Annotated in this window: 26 protein-coding genes; 19 read left to right on the plus strand and 7 right to left on the minus strand. The window is 68.7% G+C overall.

All coding sequences use genetic code 11. From position 1 onward, the window contains the following. The first annotated feature begins 351 nt into the window (after positions 1-351). The 8 genes from rpmH (at position 352) to DEJ02_RS07535 (ending at position 5,341) form a co-directional block, all read left to right on the plus strand. Positions 352-489, plus strand: coding sequence for a 50S ribosomal protein L34 (rpmH, locus tag DEJ02_RS07500; RefSeq protein WP_022889115.1), 138 nt, complete (start codon positions 352-354; stop codon positions 487-489). Positions 490-536: 47 nt separating this feature from the next. After that, entirely contained in the window at positions 537-887 is a 351-nt protein-coding gene (rnpA, locus tag DEJ02_RS07505; RefSeq protein ID WP_111028837.1) for a ribonuclease P protein component, read from the plus strand. After that, positions 884-1,264, plus strand: a complete 381-nt coding sequence (yidD, locus tag DEJ02_RS07510) for a membrane protein insertion efficiency factor YidD (protein WP_071404130.1) — start codon at positions 884-886, stop codon at positions 1,262-1,264. The genes rnpA and yidD overlap by 4 nt, the downstream gene beginning before the upstream one ends. Before the next feature lie 8 nt (positions 1,265-1,272). Beyond that, a complete protein-coding gene (gene yidC / locus DEJ02_RS07515) occupies positions 1,273-2,241 on the plus strand; it encodes a membrane protein insertase YidC (protein WP_111032520.1) in 969 nt (322 codons plus the stop codon). Continuing rightward, a complete protein-coding gene (locus DEJ02_RS07520) occupies positions 2,242-2,742 on the plus strand; it encodes a R3H domain-containing nucleic acid-binding protein (protein ID WP_071248630.1) in 501 nt (166 codons plus the stop codon). Then, positions 2,739-3,398, plus strand: a complete 660-nt coding sequence (rsmG, locus tag DEJ02_RS07525) for a 16S rRNA (guanine(527)-N(7))-methyltransferase RsmG (protein ID WP_111032521.1) — start codon at positions 2,739-2,741, stop codon at positions 3,396-3,398. The genes DEJ02_RS07520 and rsmG overlap by 4 nt, the downstream gene beginning before the upstream one ends. Positions 3,399-3,479: 81 nt before the next feature. Beyond that, positions 3,480-4,373, plus strand: coding sequence for a ParA family protein (locus DEJ02_RS07530; protein WP_269149421.1), 894 nt, complete (start codon positions 3,480-3,482; stop codon positions 4,371-4,373). Next, positions 4,373-5,341, plus strand: a complete 969-nt coding sequence (locus DEJ02_RS07535) for a ParB/RepB/Spo0J family partition protein (RefSeq protein WP_111022503.1) — start codon at positions 4,373-4,375, stop codon at positions 5,339-5,341. The genes DEJ02_RS07530 and DEJ02_RS07535 overlap by 1 nt, the downstream gene beginning before the upstream one ends. A 624-nt stretch (positions 5,342-5,965) precedes the next feature. Here the strand turns inward: DEJ02_RS07535 and DEJ02_RS07540 are convergent. From DEJ02_RS07540 to DEJ02_RS18605, 5 genes are all read right to left on the minus strand, one after another. Further along, positions 5,966-6,928 (minus strand): D-alanine--D-alanine ligase, encoded by a 963-nt coding sequence (locus DEJ02_RS07540; RefSeq protein WP_111032522.1) that lies wholly within the window; start codon positions 6,926-6,928, stop codon positions 5,966-5,968. A 60-nt stretch (positions 6,929-6,988) separates the two neighbouring features. Then, positions 6,989-8,293 carry a PLP-dependent aminotransferase family protein gene (locus DEJ02_RS07545; RefSeq protein WP_071404124.1) on the minus strand — a complete coding sequence of 435 codons (1,305 nt, stop codon included), beginning with the start codon at positions 8,291-8,293 and terminating at the stop codon, positions 6,989-6,991. Between the two features lie 150 nt (positions 8,294-8,443). Next, complete coding sequence (gene trxA / locus DEJ02_RS07550) at positions 8,444-8,770, minus strand: thioredoxin (RefSeq protein ID WP_017887828.1); 327 nt, start codon at positions 8,768-8,770, stop codon at positions 8,444-8,446. Positions 8,771-8,836: 66 nt separating this feature from the next. Then, positions 8,837-9,835, minus strand: a complete 999-nt coding sequence (gene trxB, locus DEJ02_RS07555; RefSeq protein WP_071404123.1) for a thioredoxin-disulfide reductase — start codon at positions 9,833-9,835, stop codon at positions 8,837-8,839. 94 nt (positions 9,836-9,929) lie between these two features. Further along, complete coding sequence (locus tag DEJ02_RS18605) at positions 9,930-14,093, minus strand: DUF6049 family protein (protein WP_220038370.1); 4,164 nt, start codon at positions 14,091-14,093, stop codon at positions 9,930-9,932. 127 nt (positions 14,094-14,220) lie between these two features. On the opposite strand from DEJ02_RS18605, the gene DEJ02_RS07565 reads away from it, so the two are divergent. From DEJ02_RS07565 to dnaB, 6 genes are all read left to right on the plus strand, one after another. Next, positions 14,221-15,660, plus strand: a complete 1,440-nt coding sequence (locus tag DEJ02_RS07565) for a CCA tRNA nucleotidyltransferase (RefSeq protein WP_111032543.1) — start codon at positions 14,221-14,223, stop codon at positions 15,658-15,660. Positions 15,661-15,872: 212 nt separating this feature from the next. Continuing rightward, the gene (gene rpsF, locus DEJ02_RS07570) at positions 15,873-16,256 is read left to right on the plus strand and encodes a 30S ribosomal protein S6 (protein WP_027466903.1); all 384 of its coding nucleotides are present in this window, start codon (positions 15,873-15,875) and stop codon (positions 16,254-16,256) included. A gap of 3 nt (positions 16,257-16,259) precedes the next feature. Then, positions 16,260-16,829 carry a single-stranded DNA-binding protein gene (locus tag DEJ02_RS07575; RefSeq protein WP_027466902.1) on the plus strand — a complete coding sequence of 190 codons (570 nt, stop codon included), beginning with the start codon at positions 16,260-16,262 and terminating at the stop codon, positions 16,827-16,829. Positions 16,830-16,879: 50 nt separating this feature from the next. After that, positions 16,880-17,137, plus strand: a complete 258-nt coding sequence (gene rpsR / locus DEJ02_RS07580; RefSeq protein WP_017887834.1) for a 30S ribosomal protein S18 — start codon at positions 16,880-16,882, stop codon at positions 17,135-17,137. A gap of 14 nt (positions 17,138-17,151) precedes the next feature. Then, positions 17,152-17,604 (plus strand): 50S ribosomal protein L9, encoded by a 453-nt coding sequence (rplI, locus tag DEJ02_RS07585; protein WP_027466901.1) that lies wholly within the window; start codon positions 17,152-17,154, stop codon positions 17,602-17,604. A gap of 569 nt (positions 17,605-18,173) precedes the next feature. Then, positions 18,174-19,538 carry a replicative DNA helicase gene (gene dnaB / locus DEJ02_RS07590; protein WP_031260130.1) on the plus strand — a complete coding sequence of 455 codons (1,365 nt, stop codon included), beginning with the start codon at positions 18,174-18,176 and terminating at the stop codon, positions 19,536-19,538. A 38-nt stretch (positions 19,539-19,576) separates the two neighbouring features. Here the strand turns inward: dnaB and DEJ02_RS07595 are convergent, their stop codons facing one another. Next, on the minus strand, positions 19,577-21,019 hold the full coding sequence (locus tag DEJ02_RS07595) for a glycosyltransferase family 39 protein (RefSeq protein WP_146249237.1): 1,443 nt from the start codon (positions 21,017-21,019) through the stop codon (positions 19,577-19,579). A 75-nt stretch (positions 21,020-21,094) separates the two neighbouring features. Here DEJ02_RS07595 and DEJ02_RS07600 point away from each other — a divergent pair, with 75 nt between their 5' ends. From DEJ02_RS07600 to DEJ02_RS07615, 4 genes are all read left to right on the plus strand, one after another. Then, the gene (locus DEJ02_RS07600; protein ID WP_146249238.1) at positions 21,095-21,565 is read left to right on the plus strand and encodes a hypothetical protein; all 471 of its coding nucleotides are present in this window, start codon (positions 21,095-21,097) and stop codon (positions 21,563-21,565) included. 53 nt (positions 21,566-21,618) lie between these two features. After that, a complete protein-coding gene (locus DEJ02_RS07605) occupies positions 21,619-22,038 on the plus strand; it encodes a MauE/DoxX family redox-associated membrane protein (protein ID WP_027466888.1) in 420 nt (139 codons plus the stop codon). Between the two features lie 71 nt (positions 22,039-22,109). Further along, positions 22,110-22,670 carry an MOSC domain-containing protein gene (locus DEJ02_RS07610; protein WP_258378686.1) on the plus strand — a complete coding sequence of 187 codons (561 nt, stop codon included), beginning with the start codon at positions 22,110-22,112 and terminating at the stop codon, positions 22,668-22,670. An 11-nt stretch (positions 22,671-22,681) separates the two neighbouring features. Beyond that, positions 22,682-23,638: an NAD-dependent epimerase/dehydratase family protein gene (locus DEJ02_RS07615; RefSeq protein ID WP_258378687.1), complete on the plus strand. Its 957-nt coding sequence runs from the start codon at positions 22,682-22,684 to the stop codon at positions 23,636-23,638. 23 nt (positions 23,639-23,661) lie between these two features. On the opposite strand, the gene DEJ02_RS07620 is transcribed toward DEJ02_RS07615, so the two are convergent. Next, on the minus strand, positions 23,662-24,105 hold the full coding sequence (locus DEJ02_RS07620) for a MarR family winged helix-turn-helix transcriptional regulator (RefSeq protein WP_309147161.1): 444 nt from the start codon (positions 24,103-24,105) through the stop codon (positions 23,662-23,664). 176 nt (positions 24,106-24,281) lie between these two features. Here DEJ02_RS07620 and DEJ02_RS07625 point away from each other — a divergent pair, with 176 nt between their 5' ends. Further along, positions 24,282-24,935, plus strand: coding sequence for a hypothetical protein (locus tag DEJ02_RS07625; protein WP_027466885.1), 654 nt, complete (start codon positions 24,282-24,284; stop codon positions 24,933-24,935). Positions 24,936-24,977: the final 42 nt, after the last annotated feature.

Consider the following 24,977-nt stretch of genomic DNA (forward strand, 5'->3'; position numbering starts at 1 on the left):
CGGAGGTTCCCACAGGGTTGTCCACAGTGTTGTCCACGACCACCTCGAGCCGTCCGACAGGAGTACTTCCCTGTCGTACCGGCCATCGGGGCGATCGATCACACCACTGTAAAGGACCGGACCGAGTCCCACCGAACGGAAGTTGTCCCCAATGTGGAGAATGGGCTCGAGCGACGGCAGGCCCGACGGCGCCGACGCAACCGGGCCGGGCGGGGTTTGACCTGCTCGCCGCTGTCACGTACCGTTAACCAGTTGACTGCGGCCCTTTGGTCGCGCCCATCTGCGTCGTTCGACACCCGGACGGCTACACATACGTGACGGCTCGCCGCGAGCAGCCGTGTGGAGAACATCATGAGCAAGCGCACCTTCCAGCCGAACAACCGCCGCCGCGCCAAGAAGCACGGCTTCCGCCTCCGCATGCGGACGCGTGCCGGCCGCGCCATCCTGTCGGCGCGCCGCGCCAAGGGCCGTACCGAGCTCTCGGCCTGATCAGGCTCATCGCCTGATCCGGTCCTCGGTCTGACCCCGGCGTCGCAGTGTTGGCCAGCGCCAACCGCATCGTGCGCGGGGATGACTACCGGAACGTCGTGCGTCGTGGTCGCAAGAGCGCCACGGCGCACGTCGTCGTGTCCGTGGTCCGTCAGCCGGCAGACCGCAACGGACCGACGCGGTTCGGCTTCATCGTCGCGAAGACGGTGGGGAACGCCGTGACCCGGAACCTGATCAGGCGGCGGCTGAAGGCGATCGCGCACGACCTGCTCGCCGAGACCCCCCAGGGCTTCGACGTGGTGGTCCGTGTACTGCCAGCCGCATCGCAGGCCGGATGGCCTACCCTGCTCGAAGACGTCACGCGCTCCTTCGCGCGCGGGGTGGAGAAGGCAGCATGAACCGCACTCTGTGGACCCGGCTTGCCTGGGTCATCGCGTTGCTCCCACGCAACGCGTGCGTCGTCGTGCTCCGGGCCTACCGTGCGGTGATCTCCCCGCTGTACGGCAACGTCTGCCGCTACCACCCGTCGTGCTCCCGGTACGCCCTCGACGCGATCCAGCAGTACGGCGTCGTCCGCGGATCCGCCATGGGCGCCTGGCGCATCGCCCGTTGCAACCCCTGGGCTGCTGGTGGCATCGACGACGTCAAGGAACGCCGTCACCCGTTCGTCGTCAACCGGTTCGGGTTCGTCCTCGCGCCGATCCCGCAGCAGCCGCACCCCGCGGTCGGAACGGTTCGGCCGGTCCTGCTCCCCCAGCGCACTCGAAAGGCGTAGCCGTCCCCATGGACATCATCGGAACGATCCTCTGGCCGCTCAAATGGGTGGTCTCGGCCATCCTCGTCGGCTTCCACTGGATCTTCGAGAGCATCGGCATGGACCCGAACGAGGGCATCACGTGGGTGCTCTCGATCATCTTCCTGACGTTCGTCGTCCGCGCAGCGTTGATCCCGATCTTCGTCCGGCAGATCAAGTCGCAGCGCCGCATGCTCGAGGTCGCGCCGCAGCTGAAGAAGATCCAGGACAAGTACAAGGGCAAGAAGGACCAGTTCTCGCGTGAGGCCATGAGCCGCGAGACCATGGCGCTCTACAAGGAGACCGGGACGAACCCGCTCAGCTCCTGCCTGCCGCTGCTGCTGCAGATGCCGATCTTCTTCTCGCTGTACTCGGTGCTGCACGAGGCCCAGATCAACAAGACGGGCATCGGCCTGCTGACGAACGACCTCGCGGCGTCGTTCGGCAACGCGGCCCTGTTCGGTGCGCCCCTGCACGAGACGTTCACGAACGCCTCCGGGTGGGAGGTCCGTGCGATCGCGGGCTTCATGATCGTCGTGATGACGGCGTCGCAGTTCATCACGCAGCTGCAGCTCGTCGCCAAGAACATGTCGCCGGAGACCAAGGAGTCTCCGATGTACCGCCAGCAGAAGATGATGCTGTACATCCTCCCGCTGGTCTTCGTGATCTCGGGCCTGAGCTTCCCCCTCGGCGTTATGTTCTACTGGCTGGCCTCGAACCTCTGGACGATGGCGCAGCAGTACTTCGTCATCCGCAGCATGCCGACCCCCGGCTCCGAAGCCGCTCTGGCTCGTGAAGCCCGCCTGGCCAAGAAGGCACAGCGTCGCGGAACGGCCACCCCGGTGCTCGCCGAGGCCGGTGCCGGCGCCGGTGCGACGGAGATCGAGCCCGTGCGCGTCACCACCCAGCGTCAGCAGCCGGTCGGCAAGCAGCGCCAGAAGAAGAACGGGAAGAAGTAAGTGACCGAGCAGGACACCGCAGGCGCCGTCGAGACGACGGACACCGAGACCGAGGATGCCCGCGACGAAGCGGACATCGCAGCGGACTACATCGAGGAACTCCTCGACATCTGCGACCTCGACGGCGACATCGAGATCGAGGAACGCGCCGGTCGCGTGTACCTGTCGGTCACCGATGACGGCGAGGCGCTCCGCGTGCTGTCGAAGCCCGACACCGTGACGGCGCTGCAGGAGCTCACCCGGATCGCCGTGCAGGCGGAGACCGGCGAGTTCAGCCGGCTCATCCTCGACGTCGGTGGCTCGCGGGATGCCCGTGCTGACGAGCTGCAGCGGCTCGTGGACACCGCTGTCGAGCGCATCGAAGCCGGTTCGTCGTCGGCTGCGCTCCCCCCGATGTCGTCCTACGAGCGCAAGCTCGTCCACGACCTGGTCGCTGAGAAGGGCTTCCACTCGGAGTCCGAGGGTGAGGGTCGGGACCGCCACACGGTCGTCACCCGATGACGGACGCACCCGTCCCGACTGAGGCAACACCGGTGCTCGAGGCTGAGCCCACGGCGGCTGCAGCACTCTTCGGTGACCAGATCGAGGTTGCGCGCTCGTTCGCCAACGAACTCGCGCGGCGGGGTGAGGAGCTGGGCCTGATCGGCCCGCTCGAGCTGCCCCGCCTGTGGACGCGACACATCCTCAATTCTGCGTTGCTCGCGCCCCTCCTGGAGGCCCGGGGTCGCGTTGCCGACGTCGGTTCCGGTGCAGGGTTGCCGGGTCTCGTGCTCGCGATCGCCCGTCCGGACGTCGAGTTCGTCCTCATCGAGCCGATGGAGCGCCGGACGGATTGGCTTCGCGCTGAGTCTGACCGGCTTGGCTTGCAGAACGTCACGGTGCTCCGTGGCCGTGCTGAGGACGTAGCCGACGACGTCGTGGTTGACCAGGTCACCGCACGCGCCGTGAGTGCCCTGTCGAAGCTCATCCCCCTCACCGTGCCGCTGGTTCGCTCCGGCGGCCAGCTCATCCTGATGAAGGGTGCGCGGGTCGACGAAGAGATCGAGAAGGCCCGCAAGGTCATCCTTCGGAAGCGCCTCTCTGATGTCGAGGTGCTCGAGCTCGGAGAAGGTGTGGTCGACGAGACCACCCGCGTCTTCCGGGCTACAGTTGACTGACGCTGCGGCTCGGGCCGGGTCATCCGGCCGCCAGTGGCTCCGCGTTCCACGTGAAACATCGAACCGGGGAAGAGGCACTCGTTGAGTTCATCGACCGACTACGACGCGTCGACACCGCTCGCTCGCGAGATCGCCGACCTGAACCGTCGCCGGCGCGCGATCGCCACGCAGCAGTTTCCACTCCCTTCTGAGACACGGATCATCACCGTCTCGAACCAGAAGGGTGGCGTCGGCAAGACGACCACGACCGTCAACCTGGCAGCGGGTCTCGCCCATGGCGGCGCTCGTGTGCTCGTCATCGACCTGGACCCGCAGGGCAATGCCTCGACCGCGCTTGGTGTCGATCACCAGGCCGAGGTCGCGAGCATCTACGACGTGATCGTCGACGAGGCACCGATGGCCGACACCGTGCAGGCCTCCCCTGAGTCGGACACCCTCTGGTGTGTGCCGGCCACCATTCACCTCGCCGGCGCCGAGATCGAGCTCGTGTCACTGGTGGCTCGTGAGCAGCGTCTCCGGACCGCGCTCGACATGTACCTGCAGTCGCTGGACGAGCCGTACCACTACGTCTTCATCGACTGCCCGCCGTCGCTGGGCTTGTTGACGATCAACGCCTTCGTTGCCGCGCAAGAGGTACTGATCCCGATCCAGTGCGAGTACTACGCGCTCGAAGGACTGAGCCAGCTGCTGCGGAACATCGAGTTGATCGAACGACACCTCAACCCGAACCTCCGGGTCTCCACGATCCTGCTGACCATGTACGACGGCCGCACGAACCTGGCGAACCAGGTCGCGAACGACGTCCGGGAGCACTTCGGTGACCAGGTACTCAAGGCGATGATCCCCCGCTCCGTCCGCGTGAGCGAAGCACCGAGCTACGGCCAGAGCGTCGTCGCGTACGACGTGAACTCCACCGGGTCGCTGTCCTACCTGGAAGCGGCCGCCGAGATCGCAGCACGAGGAGCGAAGCACTGATGGCACCGAAGCGAACCGGACTCGGCCGAGGCATCGGCGCCCTTATCCCGACGGCGACCGATCAGCAGGACCGTCCCGTCGACGTGTTCTTCCCGACCGGTGGCTCGCCGGCATCCGCTCCGACGGCGGACGAGCTGGTGGCCGTGCCGGGGGCTCGTCTCGCAAACCTCAATCCGCTGGACGTGATCCCGAACGCGCAACAGCCGCGGAAGGAGTTCCGCGAGGAGGAGCTCCAGGAGCTCGTTCACTCGATCCGTGAGATCGGTGTCCTGCAGCCCATCGTCGTCCGGCCCATCCCCGGCGCGACGGGTACCGAGCCCCAGTACGAGCTCATCATGGGTGAGCGCCGTCTGCGGGCCACGAAGGAACTCGGCCTGAGCACGATCCCGGCGATCGTGAAGGACACCCCCGATGACGCAATGCTGCGGGACGCGCTGCTGGAAAACCTCCACCGGGCGCAGCTCAACCCCTTGGAAGAGGCATCGGCGTACCAGCAGCTCCTCGCAGACTTCGGGATCACCCAGGAGCAGCTCGGGCAGCGCATCGGTCGATCGCGCCCGCAGATCACGAACACGATCCGACTCCTGCGGCTCCCCTCCCCCGTGCAGCGGCGAGTGGCCGCAGGCGTGCTCTCTGCCGGACATGCTCGCGCCATCCTCGCCGCTCCGGACGCCGAGGCGATGGAGTACCTGGCCGAGAAGATCGTCAACGAGGACCTGTCCGTCCGTGCTGCCGAGGCGATCGCGCAGCAGCTGTCAGCCAAGACGCCGGCCACGAAGCCGAAGCCCGAACCGTCGAAGCGCCAGGCACACTTCAACGATCTCGCTGAACGGCTCGGTGATCGCCTCAACACGCGGGTGAAGATCGCGGTCGGTGCTCGCAAGAGCTCCGTCACGATCGACTTCGCGAACGGCGACGACCTCAACCGGATCCTCGGTGAGCTCGGGGTAGAGGACCTCGAGGGCTGAACCAGCCTGTGCGCGGCGTTGTGCGGCGCTGTGAGCCCCTGCGACGGTTGGGCCGGGGTCGATGGACCAGCGACTCCTGCCGAGCGGCCTTGCGGCAATCCAGCGCTCGGGACGACGCCTTCGTCGGACGCGATCGGACTCAGCTGAGTTGGTCGTGCCGTGACCACCATCGGCTCGCCCTTCATGCCGGCGATCCGAGGGACGTTCATCCGAGCGGCCGACCCGAGGTCCCGTGAGTTCGCTCTCGAGGGATCGCGTTCCGCCGGCCGCGACTGCAGAGCGGACGATCCGACGCGCTACCTCGGATTGCCAGTTGAGGGGGGTCGACGCTTCGATGCTTGCGCACAAGGGCGTCCGCCCGCGCACCGTGGAGATTGAGGTCAAGGCCTCTCGGATCGTCTGTTCACCCGGTTCGGGCGCCTCGGGGCCCACCGAGCGCGCTGGGGGCCAACACGGGCGCCGAGTGACGATCCTCGCGGCGAGATGTTCCACGTGGAACACCTCGCCTCGCGAAGGACGAAAGTCGTCCCGAGGCCGGTGTTCCACGTGGAACATCGAACCTCGCCCGCCGGGTCGGCCAAGAAACGGGGCCGGTGTTCCACGTGGAACACCGGTCAGCAGCAATCAGGCGCGGTGGTCCCGGATGGCCTGCTCGGCGAGCTCGGCGTAGGTCCAGCCGAGGTCGAACCCGGACGCGGACAGCGCCTGCGGCAGCAGTGACGTCTCGGTGAGCCCGGGGAGCACGTTCGCCTCGAGGAACCAGGGCGTCCCGGCCCCGTCGATGATCAGGTCGACGCGGGACAGGTGCCGGAGTCCCAGAGCTACGTGCGCGGCCACCGCAGCCTCCGCGGCTGCTCCGGCGAACTCATCGGACAGTCGTGCGGGGGTGTAGAAGGTCGTCTCCCCCGCGTTGTAGCGCGCCTCGAAGCCGTAGATGCCGTTGCGCGGCACGATCTCCACGGCGGAGAGCGCCACGGGGCCGTCCCCGGTGTCGATGATCCCCACAGCGACCTCGGTGCCGCGGATGAGCTGCTCCACCACGACGTCGTCGCAGTAGGTGTAGGCCGTCACCATGGCCCGGGGCAGGTCCTTGACGTCGTCGACCAGGGTCACGCCCTGTGCGCTCCCGCCTCGCGCCGGCTTCACGGCGAGTGGCACCGGGTGCTCGGTGGCGATGGCCTCGAGGACGCCGACGGCACCGAGCTCGCGGAAGACGTCGTGGGAGAGCGTCACCGAACGAGGGGTACGGACGCCGGCGCGGGCGACCAGGGCTGACGCCGTGGGCTTGTCCCATGCCAACCGGGCCGACGTCGAACGCGAGCCGACGAACGGGATGTCCACGGCCTCCAGGATGCCCCGCAGGGCCCCGTCCTCACCGGAGGCGCCGTGCAGGGCTGGCCACACGACGTCCGGGCGTGATTCAGCGAGAGCCGGCAGGAGCATCGCGTCGGCGTCGCGCAGGTCCACTCGCCAGCCGTAGCCGGTCAGTGAGTCGGCGACTCGACGACCGGAGCGGAGGGAGACGTCGCGTTCGTGCGAGATGCCTCCGGCGACGACGACGACGTGACGACGGGTGAGCTCGGTCATGCGGGGTCCTCCGGTGTGGAACTGCGGTGCTGTGCGATCAGTACCGAGGAAAAGCGCTGATCAGGAGATGTTCGGCGGCGGTGCGCTGACGGACGACGTCTCGCGGACCACGGTGTTCGGGCGGGTCGTCGGGCCGAACGTCTCGATGAGTTCGAGTTCGTCGTTGACGACGTTGGCCAGACGCTTGACGCCCACCCGGATCTGCTCCGGGGTGGGGTAGCAGAACGACAGACGGATGTGTCCGCCTCCGCGTCCGTCCGCGTAGAAGGCCGTACCGGGCGTGTAGGCCACGAGCTCCTTGACCGCGCGCGGCAGCATGCCCTTGGAGTCGAGCGACTCGGGCAGGGTCAGCCACACGAAGAAGCCACCGTTCGGCTTGGTCCAGGACAGGTCGGGCAGGAACTCCCCCAGTGCGGACAGCATGGCGTCACGGCGCTCGGCGTAGATACCCCGGAAGGTGTCGACCTGACCCTTCCAGTCCGCAGCGTCGAGGTACGCGTTCACGACGTACTGGCCGAAGGAGTTCGGCGCGAGCACGGCCGATTCGTTGGCGAGCACGAGCTTCTCGCGGATGGCGTGCGGCGCGAGGGCCCAGCCGACGCGGAAGCCCGGTGCGAGGGTCTTCGAGAAGGAGCCGAGGTACACCACGCCCTCTTCGTCGATGGATCGGATCGCCTGCGGCGCCGGCTCGTCGAACCAGAGGAGCCCGTACGGGTTGTCCTCGAGCACGAGGATGTTGTTCGACCGGCAGATGTCGAGCACCTCGATGCGGCGCTCGCGGCTCATCGTGACGCCGGCCGGGTTGTGGAAGTTCGGGATCGTGTAGAGGAACTTGATCCGCTTGCCCTGGGTGCGGAGGTTCGCGATGGCTTCGCGCAGCGCCTCGGGGACGAGACCGAGCTCGTCCGTCGTGACGTGCACCGTCTCGGCTTGGTACGACCGGAAGACGCCGATCGCGCCGACGTAGGAGGGCGACTCGGCGAGCACGACGTCACCCGGGTCGATGAACAGCCGTGTGACGAGGTCGAGGGCGTGCTGCGAGCCCGTGGTGACCACGACGTCCTCGGCGCTGGCACGGATGCCCTCGAGGCTCATGACGTCCACGATGTGCTCACGGAGGGACCGCAGGCCCTGTCCGCCGCCGTATTGGAGCGCCATGGCGGAGTGCTCGTTCATGACACGGTCCAGGGAGCCCGTGACGAGCTCTCTGGGGAGCGCGGAGACGAACGGCATGCCGCCGGCCAGCGAGACCACTTCGGGGCGCGAGGCGACGGCGAACAGGGCTCGGACCTCGGAGGCGCTCAGCCCGGCGGTGCGCTGGGCGTAGGAGTCGTACCAGGGGTCGAGGCTGTTGCCGTTCGTCATCGAGTGCTCCGTTCAGTGGGACATTCCCGCCACACTACGACATCGGCCCGGGGAACCAGGGTTCCGCGACGGGGCCGATCGTCATCCGGTGGCTCCGGACGAGAACGGCCCCGCTCTCCGGGGAGAGCGGGGCCGTTCGGGTGGGGCGACCTACGCGAGGAACTCGGCGAGGTCGGCCTCGAGTGCGGGCTTCGGCTTGGCGCCGATGACGGTCTTGACGACCTCGCCGCCCTTGAAGACCTTCATCGCCGGGATCGAAGTGATCTGGTAGTTCATGGCCGACTGGGGGTTGTCGTCCACGTTGAGCTTCACGATCTCGATCTTGCCGGCGTGCTCTTCGGCGATCTGGTCGAGGATCGGCGAGACCGCGCGACACGGGCCACACCACTCGGCCCAGAAGTCGACGAGGATCGTCTTGTCGGACTTGAGGACCTCGTCCGAGAAGGTGGCGTCGGTGACAGCCTTGGCGTTGGACATGTGTGCTCCTTCGAGAAGTCGTTCAGGGGGTACAACGGCGATGCCGTCGTGGTATTCCGAGGCGGGTCAGGCCCGGGCGGCGATGACGTCGACCATGGCGGGCTCGGTCGGGGCGACGCCCTCGGCCTCGTCCGTCAGAGCGTCGTCGAGCTCGGCCAGGTACTTCTCGGCGTCGAGCGCGGCGACCGTGCCCGAACCGGCAGCCGTGATGGCCTGGCGGTAGGACGGGTCGATGACGTCACCGGCGGCGAAGACACCCGGCAGGTTGGTCTTCGACGAACGGCCCTGAACAGCGATCGTGCCCTCGGGCGCGATGTCGATCTGACCGTGGATCAGGTGCGTGCGCGGGTCGTTGCCGATCGCGATGAACAGGCCGTCCAGGGCGAGCTCGGACTCCTCACCCGTCACGGTGTCCTTGAGCGTGACGCCCTCGACCGCGGAGTCACCCGTGATGCCGGTGACCTCCTTGTTCCACGCGAACTCGATCTTCGGGTCGTTCATCGCGCGGTCCTGCATGATCTTCGACGCACGCAGGGAGTCCTTGCGGTGGATGACCGTCACCTTGTCGGCGAAGCGGGTGAGGAACGTCGCCTCTTCCATCGCGGAGTCGCCACCACCGACGACGGCGATGTTCTTCTGACGGAAGAAGAAGCCGTCGCAGGTCGCGCACCACGAGACACCGTGGCCGGACAGGCGCTCTTCGTCGGGGAGGCCGAGGTGACGGTACGCGGAGCCGGTGGCGTAGATGACCGCGAGGGCCTCGTACGTCTCGCCGGAGCCGACGGTGACCTTCTTGACCTTGCCGGTGAGGTCGACGGAGACGGCGTCGTCGTACAGGACCTCGGCACCGAACTTCTCGGCCTGTTCCTGCATCTTGATCATGAGGTCGGGGCCCTGGATCCCCTCGGGGAAGCCCGGGAAGTTCTCGACCTCGGTCGTCTTGGTGAGTTCACCGCCCGTCTCGACACTGGAGGCGACGATGAGCGGCTTGAGCTCTGCGCGCGCTGCGTAGATGCCGGCGGTGAACCCGGCCGGGCCGGAACCGATGATGATGAGCTGGCGCATGCCTGATTGCCCTTCCGTTGCGTCTGACCGGGTCAACCCATCGTACCGGCGAGGCATTCCACACGCCTCGTGAGCGTGCGGTGCGCGGCTGGGATCAGCGGCCGAGCTTGCTGCGGAGCATCCGGACGGCGTTGCCGATCTCGCCGTTCTTCGCGACGACGAGGGCTCCGAAGTACACGGCTGCCATCACCGCGCCGGCGAGGACGAGGGTGATGGCCGCTCCGGTGAAGTCGGCCATCGCGAAGCCGCTCGCCGAGAACGACCCGAAGAAGTTCACGACGAGGAGTCCCCCGACGCCCGCGATGAGCGCGGCGATGACGAACTGCACGTGCGAACGGGTGACCACGGGTCCTTCGATGCCACCGAGCCGCTTGCGGACGAGCACCAGGGCGACGATCGTCTGCGCGGTGCCCGCGAGGGTGGTGCACGCTGCGATCGCGACACCGATCGCCTCGTTCGGGAGCGTGCTGACCGCGAGGGCACCGATCACGAACAGCACCGACTGGACGCACTGCATGAGGAACGGCGTCCGGTGGTCGTGCATCGCCCAGAAGACGCGCTGGATGATGAACAACATGCTGAAGAGCACGAGCCCCGGCATGTAGGCCAGCAGGACCGCGCCGATCGACAGCGCCCCGTCGAAGGTGTTGGAGAACATGCGTCCGAACGGCACGGCGACGACCATCAGCGCGATCGAGGCGAAGACGGTGAACAGTCCGACGATCCGCAGCGAGAGCGACAGGTTCTTCCGCACGGCGTCGAGGTCGCCGCGTTCCGCGTCGTGGCTCATCCGTGTGAAGTACGCCGTCGCGATGGAGACCGTGATGATCGAGTGCGGCAGCATGAAGAGCAGCCAGGCGTTCTGCAGCACCGCGTTGCCCGCGGCACCGGAACCCAGCGATGCGACGCGCGACTGCACGATGCCGGCCAGCTGGGTGACGAGGATCATCGCGAACAGCCACCCGGCCGCCGTGCCCGTCGACTTCAGGCCGACGCCACGCCAGCGGAAGTCAGGTCGGAAGCTGAGGCCAGCCCGGCGCCAGAAGAACGGCAGGAAGGCGGCCTGAGCGAGCACGCCCAGGGTCGCACTGCCGGCGAGGACGGCGATCTTGAGCGGAGTCCAGTCGTCGACGCCGGAGTTCGCGGCCCTGCCGCCGAACATGGCGATGAAGACGACGAGCCCGGCGATCGAGATGACGTTGTTGATGAGCGGCGCCCACGTGAACGGGCCGAAGACCTGCTTCGCGTTGAGGACCTCGCCGAGCAGGGAGTACATCGCGTAGAAGAGGATCTGCGGCAGGCACCAGAACGCGAACGCCACCGCGAGGTCGATCTGACCGGGCGTGAACCCCTTGCCCTCGCCTGAGGCGGTCTGCGCGTACACCTGCACGAGCAGTGGGGCGATCAGGGTCGCGACGACGGCGATGACGATGAACAGGGATCCGCCGAGCGTCACGATCTTGTTGACGTAGGCCGTGCCACCGTCGGTGTGCTGCTTCATCGCACGCACGATCTGCGGGATGAGCACGGCGGACAACAGGCCACCTGCAATCAGCGCGTAGATGTTGTTCGGGAGCTGGTTGGACACCGCGAACGCATCCGCCGCCGGTGACTGCGTCTGCCCGATCGCGTACGCCAGCACGAAGGTCTTCGCGAAGCCGAGGATGCGCGACAGCATCGTGCCGGCGGCCAGCATCGCGCTCGCCCGGCCGAGGCTGCGCTCGGCGACCGGCTCGGCGTCGACGTCGGGCTGGGGCTGGCTGGTGCTGATGGTCGGCTCCTCGGGGTCGCGGTCGTCCGCGACGGTGTTGCGTGCGGCGTCGGACGGGAGGCGCGGCTCGGCTCCGGCGCGCGCGATGGCGTCCTGCAGGGGGCCCTGGTCCACCGCTGCGGTTGTCTCTGCAGCCGGCGCTGCAGCCGGGGCCGCGGCCGCCGCTCCGGTGGCCGTGCCGGCCGTGGACGCGGCCACGCTGGGTGTGGAAGCTGCTCCGGAGCGGTGATCCGTGCCTCCAGGCCGGGTGGTGGACGCCTGCGCGCCCCCGACCGTCGGCTGGACCGCAAGGGGGCGGTTCGGGTCGTCGTCGTCCTCGTCGTCGAGTTCGCCGTTGCGGCGGCGGATGCGCTTGCGGATGCTGCGGAAGATGCCGAAGCCGAAGATGCCGATCAGGGCGATCGCGGCGGCCGCGGTGATGACCGTCTCCCACTGCGCCTGCACGTTCAGCTCGACGGTCGCGGGCTCGGCCACGGCGACGCCGGTGGGGCTCGAGAGCGACATCGTCAACTCCACCTTGCCGTTCGCGACCGACTGCACGGGGACGGTGGCACGGGTGGAGGAGTCGGGCTGGATCTCGACGACGATGTCGTTGCGGACCACCCGCAGCGCCGAGTTGGACGGCTGCACGGACAGGTGCACCGTGACCGGGTAGGCGGAGCTGTTGCGGATGGACACCGGCAGGGAGGACCGGTCGCCGAGCAGGGTGAGGCTGCTCGAGTCGACGATCCCGACCTCGGTGGTGCTCTTCGCCCAGGCGGCCGTGCGGGCCTCCACCGCGGCGGCGAGCCCCTGGTCGTCGTCGCGCCACGCGTTCGAGGCGAGCGCGAGCAGACGGAGCCGGGCGGGCGCGGTGAGCTGGTTCGGGTCGCCGAGGATCGTCGCGAACGCGGAGAGCCCCTGTTCCCCCCGCACGAGTCGCTGCAGCTGGTCGATGCGGGCCTCGCCGGTGGACGCGCTGGCGAGCGTGAGCGACCCGGCGACGGCCTTCGAGGCGGTGGAGAGGTCGGCCGGGGCGACCCAGGCGGTGCTCTCGAGGGCGTCCAGCGCCTGGCTGAGCCGGGTGGAGTCGGACGGCCACTCGCGCCCGAGGGTCAGCAGGATCGGTCCCGTGGCGGTGGCGGCACGGGCCGAGGTCGCCAGTGTCGCGGTGAGCTCGGACATCGTCGACGACCAGGTCTGCCGGTCGGTGGCGGCGGCGGCTCGGCGGAGCATCGACGACATCGTCTGGTCGGAGACGAGCACGTGGTCGTCGCCGATCTTCTCGGACGCGGTGATGGTGGTGTCCGCGCCGGCCGAGGTGTTGCCGCTCGAGACGATGGTGGTCTTCGTGCCGGCACGCTCGAGGGCGGGCAGGTCGGCGGAGGACACCGTCCCCTCGGTCGGCCAGGCGATCGAGTCCATCGAGTACGGGAAGTCGAGCAGGGACTCCGTGGTCGGCAGCGTCTCCTGCGCCTGGTCGGCACCGTCGTCGGTCGTGGTGCCGTCGCCCGAGGCCTCGGTGGGGGCCGGCGACGAGGTCTGCCCCGGCGTGGCCGTCGGTGTCGGTGCCGGGGTCTCGGCGCCGGGGAAGTTCTCGGACTTGACGGACTGGTCGAGGGAGATCGGCGACAGGATGCCGTCGGACCCGGCCTGGCGCAGACCGGTGACGTCGGCGTCGGCGTAGGACAGCGCGAAGGTCTCGTTGCGCAGTGCTTCGAGACGCTGCAGCCAGGTGATCGCGCTCGACGGGGCGTTGTCGCCGAGGATCCGGATCGAGGCGATGATCCGCGGGTCCACCGCCACGGCGACGTTGTGGTCCTCGGCGGCGTCGAGCTGCTGCGTGAGCGTGCCGTCCACCGAGGTCGCCGCGGCCAGTACGGGGGCGGTGAGGATGCCGTCGGTCGACTTCGGCACGGTGATCGGCATCGCGACGGAGACGCTGACCGGGGCCTGTTCGAAGTCCGGGTACCAGGTGATCGCAGAGCGGTCGACGGCGAAGGCGTCGCCCGCCGTGTACTCGGCCGCGATGCGCCGGGCGCCGAACGAGGAGTACCCGCCGAGTGCCACGTTGCCGGAGACGATCTCGACCGAGTCGATGGTGATCGAACGGTGCGCCGGGATCGCCGGGATGTCGACGGAGTCCATCGGGGCGCCGAGGTAACCGGTCGTGGTGGTGTCGTTGAGCCAGCTCGCCAGGACGTCGCGCGTGCTCACCGAGCGGAAGATGTCGAACTCCGCGGTGCCGGCCGGCAGTGCCGCGTCGGTGTCGTTCGTGACGGTGACCGACAGGGTGAGGTCCTGGTCGCGCTGGACGACGCCGCGGTTCGCCGGGGCGATCGAGATGGTCGCCTTCCCCGCGTCTGCGGCGGCCGGATCGGCGACGTGGCTCTTGGCGGCGGACACCGTGGCGGCCGAGGCGTGATCGGTGGCGACGGGCGCGACGACCAGGCCGAGCGCGACGAGGGTCGACGCGGCTGCGGCGAGCGTGGTGCGGAGCATCTGCATACGGGGAGCGGGCCACGGGGTCGGTTCGGGCCGAGCACGAGTGTATGAGGCGCGACCATGAACAGGTCCCGTGCGCGCGCGGCTTGTGGAGAACTCGGGGCCTCGATCTGGGAGGATGAGCACCGTCATGCAGTCCGTTGCCCAGGCCGTCGAACGACTCGACGCACTCGCCACCACCGAGCCCGTCGACCTCCTCGCTCGGGCCTTCGCCGACGCCGGACACGAACTCGCCCTCGTCGGCGGCCCCGTCCGTGACGCGTTCCTCGGCCGTCCGGTGACCGATCTGGACTTCACCACCGACGCCCGGCCGGACGACATCCTGCGGATCGTCGAGCCCATCGCGAGTGCCACCTGGGACGTCGGTCGCCAGTTCGGCACCATCGCCGCACGGGTCGCCGGCGAGCAGGTCGAGATCACCACGTACCGCAGCGACGTCTACGACGGCGAGACCCGCAAGCCCGAGGTCGCGTTCGGCGACACCATCGAGGACGACCTGCTCCGTCGCGACTTCACCGTCAACGCGATGGCCCTGCGGCTGCCGGACCGCGAGCTCGTCGACGTGCACGGTGGCGTCGAGGACCTGCTCGCCGCACGGCTCCGGACGCCCCAGACCGCGGTCGTCTCGTTCCGCGACGACCCCCTGCGGATGATGCGCGCGGCACGGTTCACGTCCCAGCTCGGCTTCACCGTCGACGACGACGTGCGGGCCGCGATGCAGGAGCTCGTCGCGTCGATCGACATCGTGTCCGCCGAACGGGTCCGCGACGAACTCGTCAAACTGCTCAACACGGACGACCCGGTCCCCGGCCTCCGGCTGCTCGTCGACACCGGCCTCGCCGAGCGGTTCCTGCCCGAGCTGCCCGAGATGCGGCTCGAGGTCGATGAGCACCACCATCACAAGGACGTCTACGAGCACTCCCTCACCGTGCTCGAGCAGGCCATCGGGTACGAGGCCGAGCGGCACGCCGGCGATCCCCCGGACACCGTGCTCCGGCTCGCGGCGCTGCTGCACGACATCGGCAAGCCCGCGACGCGCAAGCTCGAGCCCGGCGGCGCCGTGAGCTTCCACCACCACGACCTGGTCGGTTCCAAGATGGCGAAGAAGCGACTCCGTGCGCTCCGCTTCGACAACGACACCATCGCCGCGGTGTCCCGCCTGATCGAGCTGCACCTGCGCTTCTTCGGGTACACCGAGGGTGCCTGGACCGACTCCGCCGTCCGCCGCTACGTCCGTGACGCCGGACCCCAGCTCGAACGGCTGCACGAGCTCACTCGATCGGACGTCACCACCCGCAACCGCCGCAAGGCCGACCGGCTGGCGTTCGCATACGACGACCTCGAGGACCGCATCGAGGTGCTGTCCAAGCAAGAGGAGCTCGAGTCGATCCGTCCGGACCTGACCGGCGACGACATCATGCGGATCCTCGACATCCCGCCGGGGCGTGCCGTGGGCGATGCCTACCGGTTCCTGCTCGAGGCCCGGATGGACGAAGGGCCCCTCGGACCGGAGACGGCCGAGGAGCGCCTGCGCGAGTGGTGGGGCGCCCGAGGCGACACCGGCGCCTGAGGCGACACCAGCACCCGAGGCGACGCCGACGCCTGAGACGCGACCGCCTGCCGGGCGGAACCGCTCTCCACAGGCCGGTGGCGCGCCTCCAGGCAGTCCGGTAGGCTACCCAGGTTGCCCCTCGCGCACCTGCGTGGTCTGGGGCACATGCATCAACCCTCCTGCCCCGGGAACCGCCCGGGGCCGCTGAGACCAGAGGAGGTGGGTTCCGCATGCACCAGTACGAACTGATGGCGATCCTCGACCCCGAGATCGATGAGCGCACCGTCGCTCCCAGCCTGGACAAGTTCCTGGCCGTGATCCGCAACGCGGGTGGCACCGTCGACAACGTGGACGTCTGGGGCCGTCGCCGGCTCGCTTACGAGATCGCGAAGAAGTCCGAGGGCATCTACGCCGTCGTCGACTTCACGTCGTCGCCCGAGGCCGCCAAGGAGCTCGACCGTCAGCTCGGTCTCTCCGAGGCCGTGCTCCGCACGAAGGTCCTCCGCGCTGAAGAGGGCATCGCGCAGGTCGCCGCCCAGAAGCAGCGTGACGAGGCTCGCGCGGCCCGCAAGGCCGCCAACGCCTCCGCAACCGCGACCGCGAGCGCCGAGTAACCCGTGGCCGGCGAAACCGTCATCACGGTGGTGGGCAACCTCACCGCGGACCCCGAGCTGCGCTACACGCAGAACGGGCTCGCCGTGGCGAACTTCACCATCGCGTCGACCCCTCGCACGTTCGACCGTCAGGCGAACGAGTGGAAGGACGGCGACGCGCTGTTCCTCCGCGCGAGTGTGTGGCGCGAGTTCGCCGAGCACGTGGCGGGGTCGCTGACGAAGGGCTCGCGCGTCATCGCGCAGGGTCGTCTGCGTCAGCGTTCCTACCAGGACCGTGAGGGCCAGCAGCGCACGAGCATCGAGCTCGAGGTCGACGAGATCGGCCCGTCGCTCCGCTACGCGACCGCACAGATCACCCGCGCAGCGGGTGGCAGTGGCGGCGGTCGTGGCCAGGTCGGCGGCGGCGCCAGCGCCCCCGCGGGCAACGGCGGCGGCAACTGGAACAACAACGGTGGCGGTCAGTCGGACGCGCCCTGGTCTCCCCAGGGCGGCCAGCAGGGTGGCGGCAACGCACAGTCGAACGACGTGTGGAGCACCCCCGGCGGCAACTTCGACGACGAGACCCCGTTCTGATCCTCAGCGTTCCGACGGACACACAACTTTTCTTCTAAGGACAAATCACTATGGCTGGAAAGAGCACCGGCGACCGCCGGAAGCCTCGCGGCAAGGGCGGCAAGAACGCTGCTCCCGCGAAGTCGATCAAGGTCGGCGTCATCGACTACAAGGACGTTGCGACCCTTCGCAAGTTCATCTCGGAGCGTGGAAAGATCCGCGCCCGTCGCATCACCGGCGTCTCCGTCCAGGAGCAGCGCCTCATCGCCCGTGCCGTGAAGAACGCCCGTGAGATGGCGCTCCTCCCCTACGCCGGCTCCGGCCGCTGATCGGAGGTCGACACATGTCGAAGCTCATCCTCACCCACGAGGTCTCCGGCCTCGGTTCCGCTGGTGACGTCGTCGACGTCAAGAACGGCTACGCCCGCAACTACCTCATCCCCCAGGGCTTCGCTGTCGCGTGGTCCAAGGGCGGCGAGAAGCAGGTCGAGTCGATCCGTGCCGCGCGTACCGCGCGCGAGCTCGCCACCATCGAAGAGGCACAGGACCTCAAGATGAAGCTCGAGAACGCGACCATCACCCTGTCGGTCAAGGCCGGCAAGGACGGTCGTCTGTTCGGCTCCGTCCGTCCGGGTGACGTCGCTGACGCCGTCCAGGCGCAGGGCGTCGGCTCGCTCGACAAGCGCAAGGTCGAGGTCCCCGCGACCATCAAGACCGTCGGTGACCACGAGGCCACCGTGCGCCTGCGCGAGGACATCACTGCCGTGATCTCGCTCAAGGTCGTCGCTGCCAAGTAGCACTGACGTTCCGCTCCACGACGGGCGGGTCTCCTCCGGGAGGCCCGCCCGTCGTTGCGTTCCGGGGGCGGTCGCGCGGCTTGTCCCACTGCTGTCGCCGACATGGTCGCGGGCCTGGAGGCGCGGCTCGACTCGGGCTGGCTGGTTACGGTTCAGACGGGGTCGCGCTGGCTGGGAACAGGCCGAGAACTCTTCCCACAGGAGGGGTGCTTGTCAAGTCGTTTTACACAGTGGAAACGTGTCAAATCGGAACCTTCAAGGGGTACTTGAACCCCACTTTTCCACACACGGTGTGTAACAGAAAAGCCCAGGTCAAGTGGTCGAAAGTGTGTTCGTACGGGTCTTTTTCCACAGGCCCGTCCACAGTTCTCCACACAGCGCTCCGGCGTGTTCCGCAGGCTCTCCACAGAGTTATCCACAGGGCCGTTTGTTGGGGATAACTCTGGGGCCGTACGCTGGCCCAGCGACTCGGGGATGTCGGTTGCCGGGGGTAGAAACAGGGGTGCGGGTTCCCGCCGGTGGGTGCTGTCCCGCCGGTCCAGGTCCGTGTCGTCAACAGAGGAGAGCGTGTGTCGATCGCACATCTTGAGCCCGCACCGCAGGACTACGCGGAGCGCGGCATGGAACGCACCCCGCCGCACGACATGCTCGCGGAGCAGTCGACCATCGGTGGCATGCTCCTGTCGAAGGACGCCGTCGCCGACGTCATCGAGACCGCCCGAGGCGTGGACTTCTACGTCCCCAAGCACGAGGTCATCTTCGACGCCATCCTGTCGCTCTACTCGCACGGTGAGCCCACCGACGTCATCGCCGTCACCGACGAGTTGACCAAGACCGGACTGCTGTCCCGCGCCGGCGGCGCCGAGTACCTGCACAGCGTCACGAGCATGGTGCCGACCGCCGCGAACGCCGGCTACTACGCCGGCATCGTCGCCGAGAAGGCGGTGCTCCGCCGCCTGGTGGACGCCGGCACCCGCATCGTCCAGATGGGCTACGCGTCCGAGGGTGAGGTCACCGACCTCGTCAACAGTGCGCAGGCCGAGGTCTACAACGTCGCCGGTGGTGTGCAGACCGAGGACTACGTCCCGCTGACCGACGCCATCTCCGCCGCGCTCGACGAGATCGAGGCCGCCAAGGGCCGCGACGGCCAGATGACCGGCGTGCCGACCGGGTTCGCGCAGCTCGACGGCCTGACGAACGGCTTCCACCCCGGACAGCTCATCATCGTCGCTGCCCGACCGGCCCTCGGTAAGTCGACGCTGGCGCTCGACCTGTGCCGCGCCGCCGCGATCAAGCACGACCAGACCGCCGCGTTCTTCTCGCTCGAGATGGGTCGCGCCGAGATCGCGATGCGTCTGCTCTCCGCCGAGACCAGTGTGCCGCTGCAGAACATGCGCAAGGGCACCGTGGACTCCCGCGACTGGACCACCATCGCGCAGACCCGCGGTCGCATCAACGACGCCCCGTTCTTCATCGACGACTCCCCCAACATGACGCTCGTCGAGATCCGTGCCAAGTGCCGTCGACTCAAGCAGCAGCACAACCTGAAGCTCGTGGTCATCGACTACCTGCAGCTGATGACGTCGGGCAAGAAGGTCGAGAGCCGCCAGCAAGAGGTCTCCGAGTTCTCGCGTGCCCTGAAGCTGATGGCCAAGGAGCTCCAGGTCCCGGTCATCGCCCTGTCGCAGCTGAACCGTGGTCCGGAGCAGCGTGCCGACAAGAAGCCGGCGATCTCCGACCTCCGTGAGTCCGGCTCCATCGAGCAGGACGCTGACATGGTCATCCTGCTGCACCGTGAGTCGGCGTACGAGAAGGACAACCCGCGTCAGGGTGAGGCGGACCTGATCGTGGCGAAGCACCGTAACGGACCGACGGACACCATCACCGTGGCGTTCCACGGGATGTTCTCGCGGTTCGTCGACATGCCGCAGTAGGCGCATGGGCGCGCGACGCCTCGCCGACGTCGCATCGACTAGCGGGCGATCGTGAGGGCCCCGTTGTCCTCACGGATGCGGCCGTCCTTCGGGACCCACACGCGCAGGCCGTCGAGCCTGCCCGTGGTGAAGGACGAGGCGTCGTCCTGCAGCAGCGTGGTCACGGCCTCCGGTGCGGGGAGCCGCTGGTCGCGGCCGACGACGATGGCGACGTAGGGGCCACGGTCGAGTCGGTTGGTGCCGTGGTCGCCGACGTACGGCAGGAAGAGCGTGGGAGTCGCCGACACGAACAGGATCCGACCGTCGGGCACATCGTGTTCCTCGAGGTACCCGGGCAAGAGCGCGATCCCGGTCGGGTGCGCCCGCGCGACGGCCTGGCTCACCCGGAACGAGGGGACGACGAGCGTCGCGACGAGGACCAGCACGACCGGGACGGTCAGGGCCCTCGGGGGGACGGTGGCGAGGCGTGCGAAGCCGATGGCGGCGAGGACCAGCAGGAACGGCATCCACGCGGTGTAGTAGGTCGGCAGCGCGATCTTGGCCACGACGACGTAGAACACGGCGAGCAGCACCAGGGATGCGCCGACGTACGCGACCAGGCGGTCCGCCCGCACCACCAGGGCGGCGAGCACACCGATCGCGAGGACGACGAGCATCGCCCCGCCGGTGCCGTCGAGCAAGAACCGGAAGCTCGCCCACCACGGTGCGAACGTGTAGATCTGCCCGTCGATCGTGATCGGGTGCCCGTTGGTGTTCTGCCCCTCCTGGAACGCGACCATGTATTGGATCGCCGAACGGATGCCCATCGGGAGGTACAGGGCGACGAACGTGACCGTGAAGGCGGCGACCCACAGCACGCCGCCGACGAGGCCCTTCCGCCAGACCTTGAACAGGACCGGGAGCAGCAGGAACGCCGGGAGCAGCACGATGGTCGACAGCTTGGACGTGACCGAGGCAGCCATGAGCACGCCGGACACGGGAGCGAGCCACCAGGCCCGCTCGCTGCGGATCCACCACCACGCGGCGACGATCGCGAACACGGCGAAGGCCGTCATCACCGGGTCGAGCAGGGCGAGCCGGTCGACCCGGGCACCCGCCCCACCACGCGGGGTCAGCCACCACAGCGATGCCGCCAACAGGGCACCCCAGTACCCGATCTCGCGACGCAGCCACAGGTACAGGACCACGCCGACCGCGAAGGTGAGCACGCCGACGAGGACCCGCGGGCCGATCGGACCCTGCCCGGTGAGGAGCTGCACGAGCCCGAACAGGTACTTGGCCGTCGGCGGGTGTTCGCGGTTCGCGGCGAAGTCTCCGTGGACGTACTGCCACCCGCTCTGCAGGTAGATGTTCTCGTCGCCGGTGATGTTCGAGCCGGCCAGGTTCCAGAAGCACTGGTAGAGCCCGGCGATCACGACGAGGGAGGCGATCGTCAGGCGGAGGCGGAGGTCGCCGGCGAACCCGGACACTCGTGATGGCACCAGACGAACCTACTGGCCCTCCGAGCGTCTTCGGCATCGACGTGTTAGGTTGTGCACAACCTAATGGAGCGCAACGTGAAACTCACCAGCTGGATCGACCTCCTCACCGGCGGCCTGCTCGCCGGGCACGGCATCGCCACGGTTCGCCGCACCCCGCTGCGCGCTCGAGCCCAGCAGATGCAGCGACGTGGATTCAAGCCGGGCGTCCCACACGCGCTCGGCATCCCTGGCCTGGAAGTCCTGTCCGGGCTCGGACTCGCCACCGCAGCGGTCCGCCGTGCACCCGGGACCAACCTGGTCGGCACCGGCACCGGCTCCGCCGTCGCGGCGGCAGCCCTCGGTGGAACCCGGCTCGTGATCGACCGCGAAGACGGCTCGGTGACGAGCACGACCGGCGGTGCTGCTGCACTCACACTCGCCGGCGTGCTGCGGCTGCTCACCTCGACCCGCGGCCGTCCGGTCGCCCGGATCCTCACGCTCGGTTCGGCCGCTGTCGTGATCACCTTCGAGGCCGCACGCCGACGCCGCGTCCTCCGCAGCCGCTGACCTCGCCCCCCACTCCACCGAACCCCACCACCACCGTGAAAGGCACCACCCCGATGGCAACCCGCACCCCCGCAGTCCGTTCCACCCGCCCCCGGACCATCGTCCGCATCCTGTTCGGCGCGATGCTCACCTGGGCCGGCATCAGTCACCTGACGGTGGCCCGCGAGGAGTTCCAGGCGCAGGTGCCGAAGTTCGTGCCGCTGCCGACGGACGTCACGGTGATCGCCTCCGGTGTGGTGGAGATCTCGCTCGGGGCTGCGCTGATGCTCCTGGCTCGGCGCCAGGTGACCGTCGGGTGGGTCGTCGCGGTGTTCTTCCTGGCGGTCTTCCCCGGCAACATCGCGCAGTGGATGCACCACCGCGACGGGTTCGGTCTGGACACCGACACCAAGCGCTTCGTCCGCCTGCTGTTCCAGCCCGTGCTCATCGCCGTCTCGCTGTGGGCGACGAACGCGCTGCGCAAGCGCCGCTGAACCGGCCCGCGCGAGCGCCACTGACCGACGCTGCACCCGCGCGACCGTGACCATGGGGCAGAATCGGCCCCATGAGCGGGGACGACATGGACCAGCCGCGCGTGGTCGCGGTGAGCAAGGACGGCGAGCACCGGTTCAGCAAGCCGTTGGTCGACGCGGTGACGCTCGTGGCGGGGTGGGGCATCGAGGGTGATGCCCACGCCGGCACGACCGTGCAGCACCGCTCCCGGGTCGCGCGTGACCCGTCGCAGCCGAACCTGCGCCAGGTCCACCTGCTGCACGCCGAGCTGTTCGACGAGGTCGCCGAAGCCGGGTTCAGCGTCGGACCGGGACAGATGGGTGAGAACGTCACGACCAGTGGCATCGACCTGCTCGCGCTGCCCGAGGGTGCAGTGCTGCACCTCGGCGACGGCGCCTCCGTGCAGGTCACGGGCCTGCGGAACCCGTGCCAGCAGATCAACGGCTTCGAGCCGGGGCTCCTCCGTGCCGTGTTGGGGCGCGCCGAGGACGGCACGGTCGAGCGCAAGGGCGGGGTGATGAGCGTCGTGCTCACCGGCGGCACGGTCCGGCCGGGCGACCGCATCCGGGTCGAGCTCCCCGACGGTGAACGACGACCCCTCCAGCCCGTCTGATGACGCAGCGCGTGCGACGCGTCCTGGTACTCGGCGGAACCGGTTGGCTCGGGCGAACGATCGTCGACGAGCTGTTGGCCGCGGGTGCCGACGTCACCTGCCTCGCCCGGGGCACGACCGGCAACGTTCCGGAGGGAGCGCGTTTCGTCCAGGCGGATCGAGCCCTGGCCGGCGCCTACGAACAGGCCACCGGGAACTGGGACGAGGTCATCGAGCTCGCCAGCGCCCCCGAACTCGTCGCCCCGGCGCTCGACGCCCTGGCCGACCGGGCCGCGCACTGGACCCTGGTGTCGACGGTCTCGGTGTACGCGGACAACGACGAACCGGGCGCCGACGAGTCCGCCCGGCTGGTGGAGCCGAAGGACCCGTCCGAGTACGCCGACGCGAAGGTCCTCGCCGAGCGCATGACGCGGCTCCGGCTCGGGTCACGGCTGCTCATCGCCCGCCCGGGGCTGATCGTCGGCCCTGGTGACCCGAGTGACCGGTTCGGGTACTGGCCGGCACGCTTCGACCGTGGTGGGCCGGTGCTGGTGCCGACGACGGCGGAGCGGTTCGTCCAGGTGATCGACGTCGCGGACCTCGCCGCTTGGATCGTCCGGGTCGGGCGCGACGGGTACGTCGGCACGGTCAACGCCGTGGGCGCTCCGGTGCCGATGCAGGACTTCTTCCGGTGCGTGGCCGACGTCACCGGGTTCGACGACGAGCTGGTCGCGGTCGACGACGACGTCCTGCTCGCGCACGACGTAGCCTACTGGGCCGGACCGCGATCACTCCCCCTGTGGATCCCGGTGTCGGAGGGCGGGTTCGCGCAGCGCTCCACGGCGGCGTTCAGGGACGCCGGCGGAGTGACCCGACCCCTCCGGGACACCGTCGTGCGCGTGCTCGAGGACGAGCGCGCCCGCGGGACGGATCGGGAACGCCGTGCCAGCCTCACCTCGACAGCGGAACGGGCGATCCCCACCAGGTAGACGCGCGGTCCGCACGAGCGAGGTCAGGACGCTGCGGCAGCCTGTTCGTACAGACTCGTCGCGAGGTCGTTGAGCACCTCGTGCAGTTCGCCCTTGTGCGCCCCGTCGACGGTCCGGAGCATCGCTGCGTACCGCTCCTGGTAGTCCGACACGACGACATCGCCCGGAGGCAGCAGCCGCAGCAGTGAGCCTCGGCGATCGGCCGGGTTCGGTGCGCGTTCGAGCAGGCCGGCGGTGCTCATCCGGTCGATCATGTTCGTCACCGCGCCCGAGGTCAGCCCCAGGTACCCGGCGACCTCGGTCGGCGTGGAGTACCCGGTGTCGCTGATGAGCACCAGGGCGCGGAGGGCGTTCTCGTGCACGCCCGCCCGGGCGCTGAGCTGACTCACCAGGCTTGCGTTCGCACGCACGACGGCGGTGAACGCGGCCATGAGATCGGCTGCGTCGTCGTTCCGTCCTGCTGCCACGAGGGCCTTCTTCCGTGTCGGGTACCGGGGGGACAAGAGGCGTCCCCCGCACTGGGGTGAGTATACGAGTGGTCAACTTGGTGAATCGCTGACTATCTTAACCATTGAAGCAAAACAGCCCGAAGGTCTTGCTTCCCCCGACTTCCTGCAATCACCACCGAACGATGAGGTACCCCGTGTCCACCAAGCTCCGCACCTCTGCACTGAAGCGGATCCGCTTCGCCCCCGTGGCGCTCCTCGCGGGTATCTTCGCCGCCGTCCTGCTCTCCCTCTCGCTCACCGGCACCCTCTCCGGGTTCGCCGCGAGCATCACCAACAGCAGCAACACCGCCGGCAGCGGCACGCTGATCATGCAGGAGCAGAACGCCGGCGCGACCGTCACCTGCCTCAGCACCGACGGCGGCTCGGTCTCGACGAACTCGGCGACCTGCTCGACGATCAACAAGTTCGGCGGTAGCACGACGATGACCCCGGGCAACACGGTCAACACCGCGATCTCGATCAAGAACACCGGCACCGCGAACGCCAGCACCTTCACGCTGAACCCGGGCGCCACGTGCACCCAGTCGGCGAACGGCTCGGCCAACGGCACCGCGACCGACCTCTGCGCCAAGATGAACCTCGTCGTCACCTCCGGTTCGACCACGGTGTTCAGCGGCACCCTCGCCAGCTTCAAGGGTGCGGCGGCGTCGGCCTTCACGATGCCGCAGGCCCCGGCCGCCGGTGCGAGCGTCCCGTTCAACTTCGCGGTGACCCTGGACTCCTCGGCAGGCAACACGTACCAGGGCCTCGCCGCCTCGGTCCCGATGACCTGGACCTTCACGGCCTGATCCGACCCCCATCACCCCTCCCCCAGACCGGCGACGCTCTGT

The sequence above is a fragment of the Curtobacterium sp. MCLR17_042 genome, from assembly GCF_003234695.1.
Classification (GTDB): Bacteria; Actinomycetota; Actinomycetes; order Actinomycetales; family Microbacteriaceae; genus Curtobacterium; species Curtobacterium flaccumfaciens.

Bases quoted from the DNA above. Each gene is read 5' to 3' on its own strand.
- DEJ02_RS07545 (WP_071404124.1), bottom strand. From the start codon at position 8,293: ATGACGAACGGCAACAGCCTCGACCCCTGGTACGACTCCTACGCCCAG.
- DEJ02_RS07610 (WP_258378686.1), top strand. From the start codon at position 22,110: ATGAGCGGGGACGACATGGACCAGCCGCGCGTGGTCGCGGTGAGCAAG.
- DEJ02_RS18605 (WP_220038370.1), bottom strand. From the start codon at position 14,093: ATGCAGATGCTCCGCACCACGCTCGCCGCAGCCGCGTCGACCCTCGTC.
- yidD (WP_071404130.1), top strand. From the start codon at position 884: ATGAACCGCACTCTGTGGACCCGGCTTGCCTGGGTCATCGCGTTGCTC.
- DEJ02_RS07535 (WP_111022503.1), top strand. From the start codon at position 4,373: ATGGCACCGAAGCGAACCGGACTCGGCCGAGGCATCGGCGCCCTTATC.
- rpsF (WP_027466903.1), top strand. From the start codon at position 15,873: ATGCACCAGTACGAACTGATGGCGATCCTCGACCCCGAGATCGATGAG.
- trxB (WP_071404123.1), bottom strand. From the start codon at position 9,835: ATGCGCCAGCTCATCATCATCGGTTCCGGCCCGGCCGGGTTCACCGCC.
- rsmG (WP_111032521.1), top strand. From the start codon at position 2,739: ATGACGGACGCACCCGTCCCGACTGAGGCAACACCGGTGCTCGAGGCT.
- DEJ02_RS07565 (WP_111032543.1), top strand. From the start codon at position 14,221: ATGCAGTCCGTTGCCCAGGCCGTCGAACGACTCGACGCACTCGCCACC.
- DEJ02_RS07540 (WP_111032522.1), bottom strand. From the start codon at position 6,928: ATGACCGAGCTCACCCGTCGTCACGTCGTCGTCGTCGCCGGAGGCATC.
- rpsR (WP_017887834.1), top strand. From the start codon at position 16,880: ATGGCTGGAAAGAGCACCGGCGACCGCCGGAAGCCTCGCGGCAAGGGC.
- trxA (WP_017887828.1), bottom strand. From the start codon at position 8,770: ATGTCCAACGCCAAGGCTGTCACCGACGCCACCTTCTCGGACGAGGTC.
- yidC (WP_111032520.1), top strand. From the start codon at position 1,273: ATGGACATCATCGGAACGATCCTCTGGCCGCTCAAATGGGTGGTCTCG.
- DEJ02_RS07605 (WP_027466888.1), top strand. From the start codon at position 21,619: ATGGCAACCCGCACCCCCGCAGTCCGTTCCACCCGCCCCCGGACCATC.
- rpmH (WP_022889115.1), top strand. From the start codon at position 352: ATGAGCAAGCGCACCTTCCAGCCGAACAACCGCCGCCGCGCCAAGAAG.
- rplI (WP_027466901.1), top strand. From the start codon at position 17,152: ATGTCGAAGCTCATCCTCACCCACGAGGTCTCCGGCCTCGGTTCCGCT.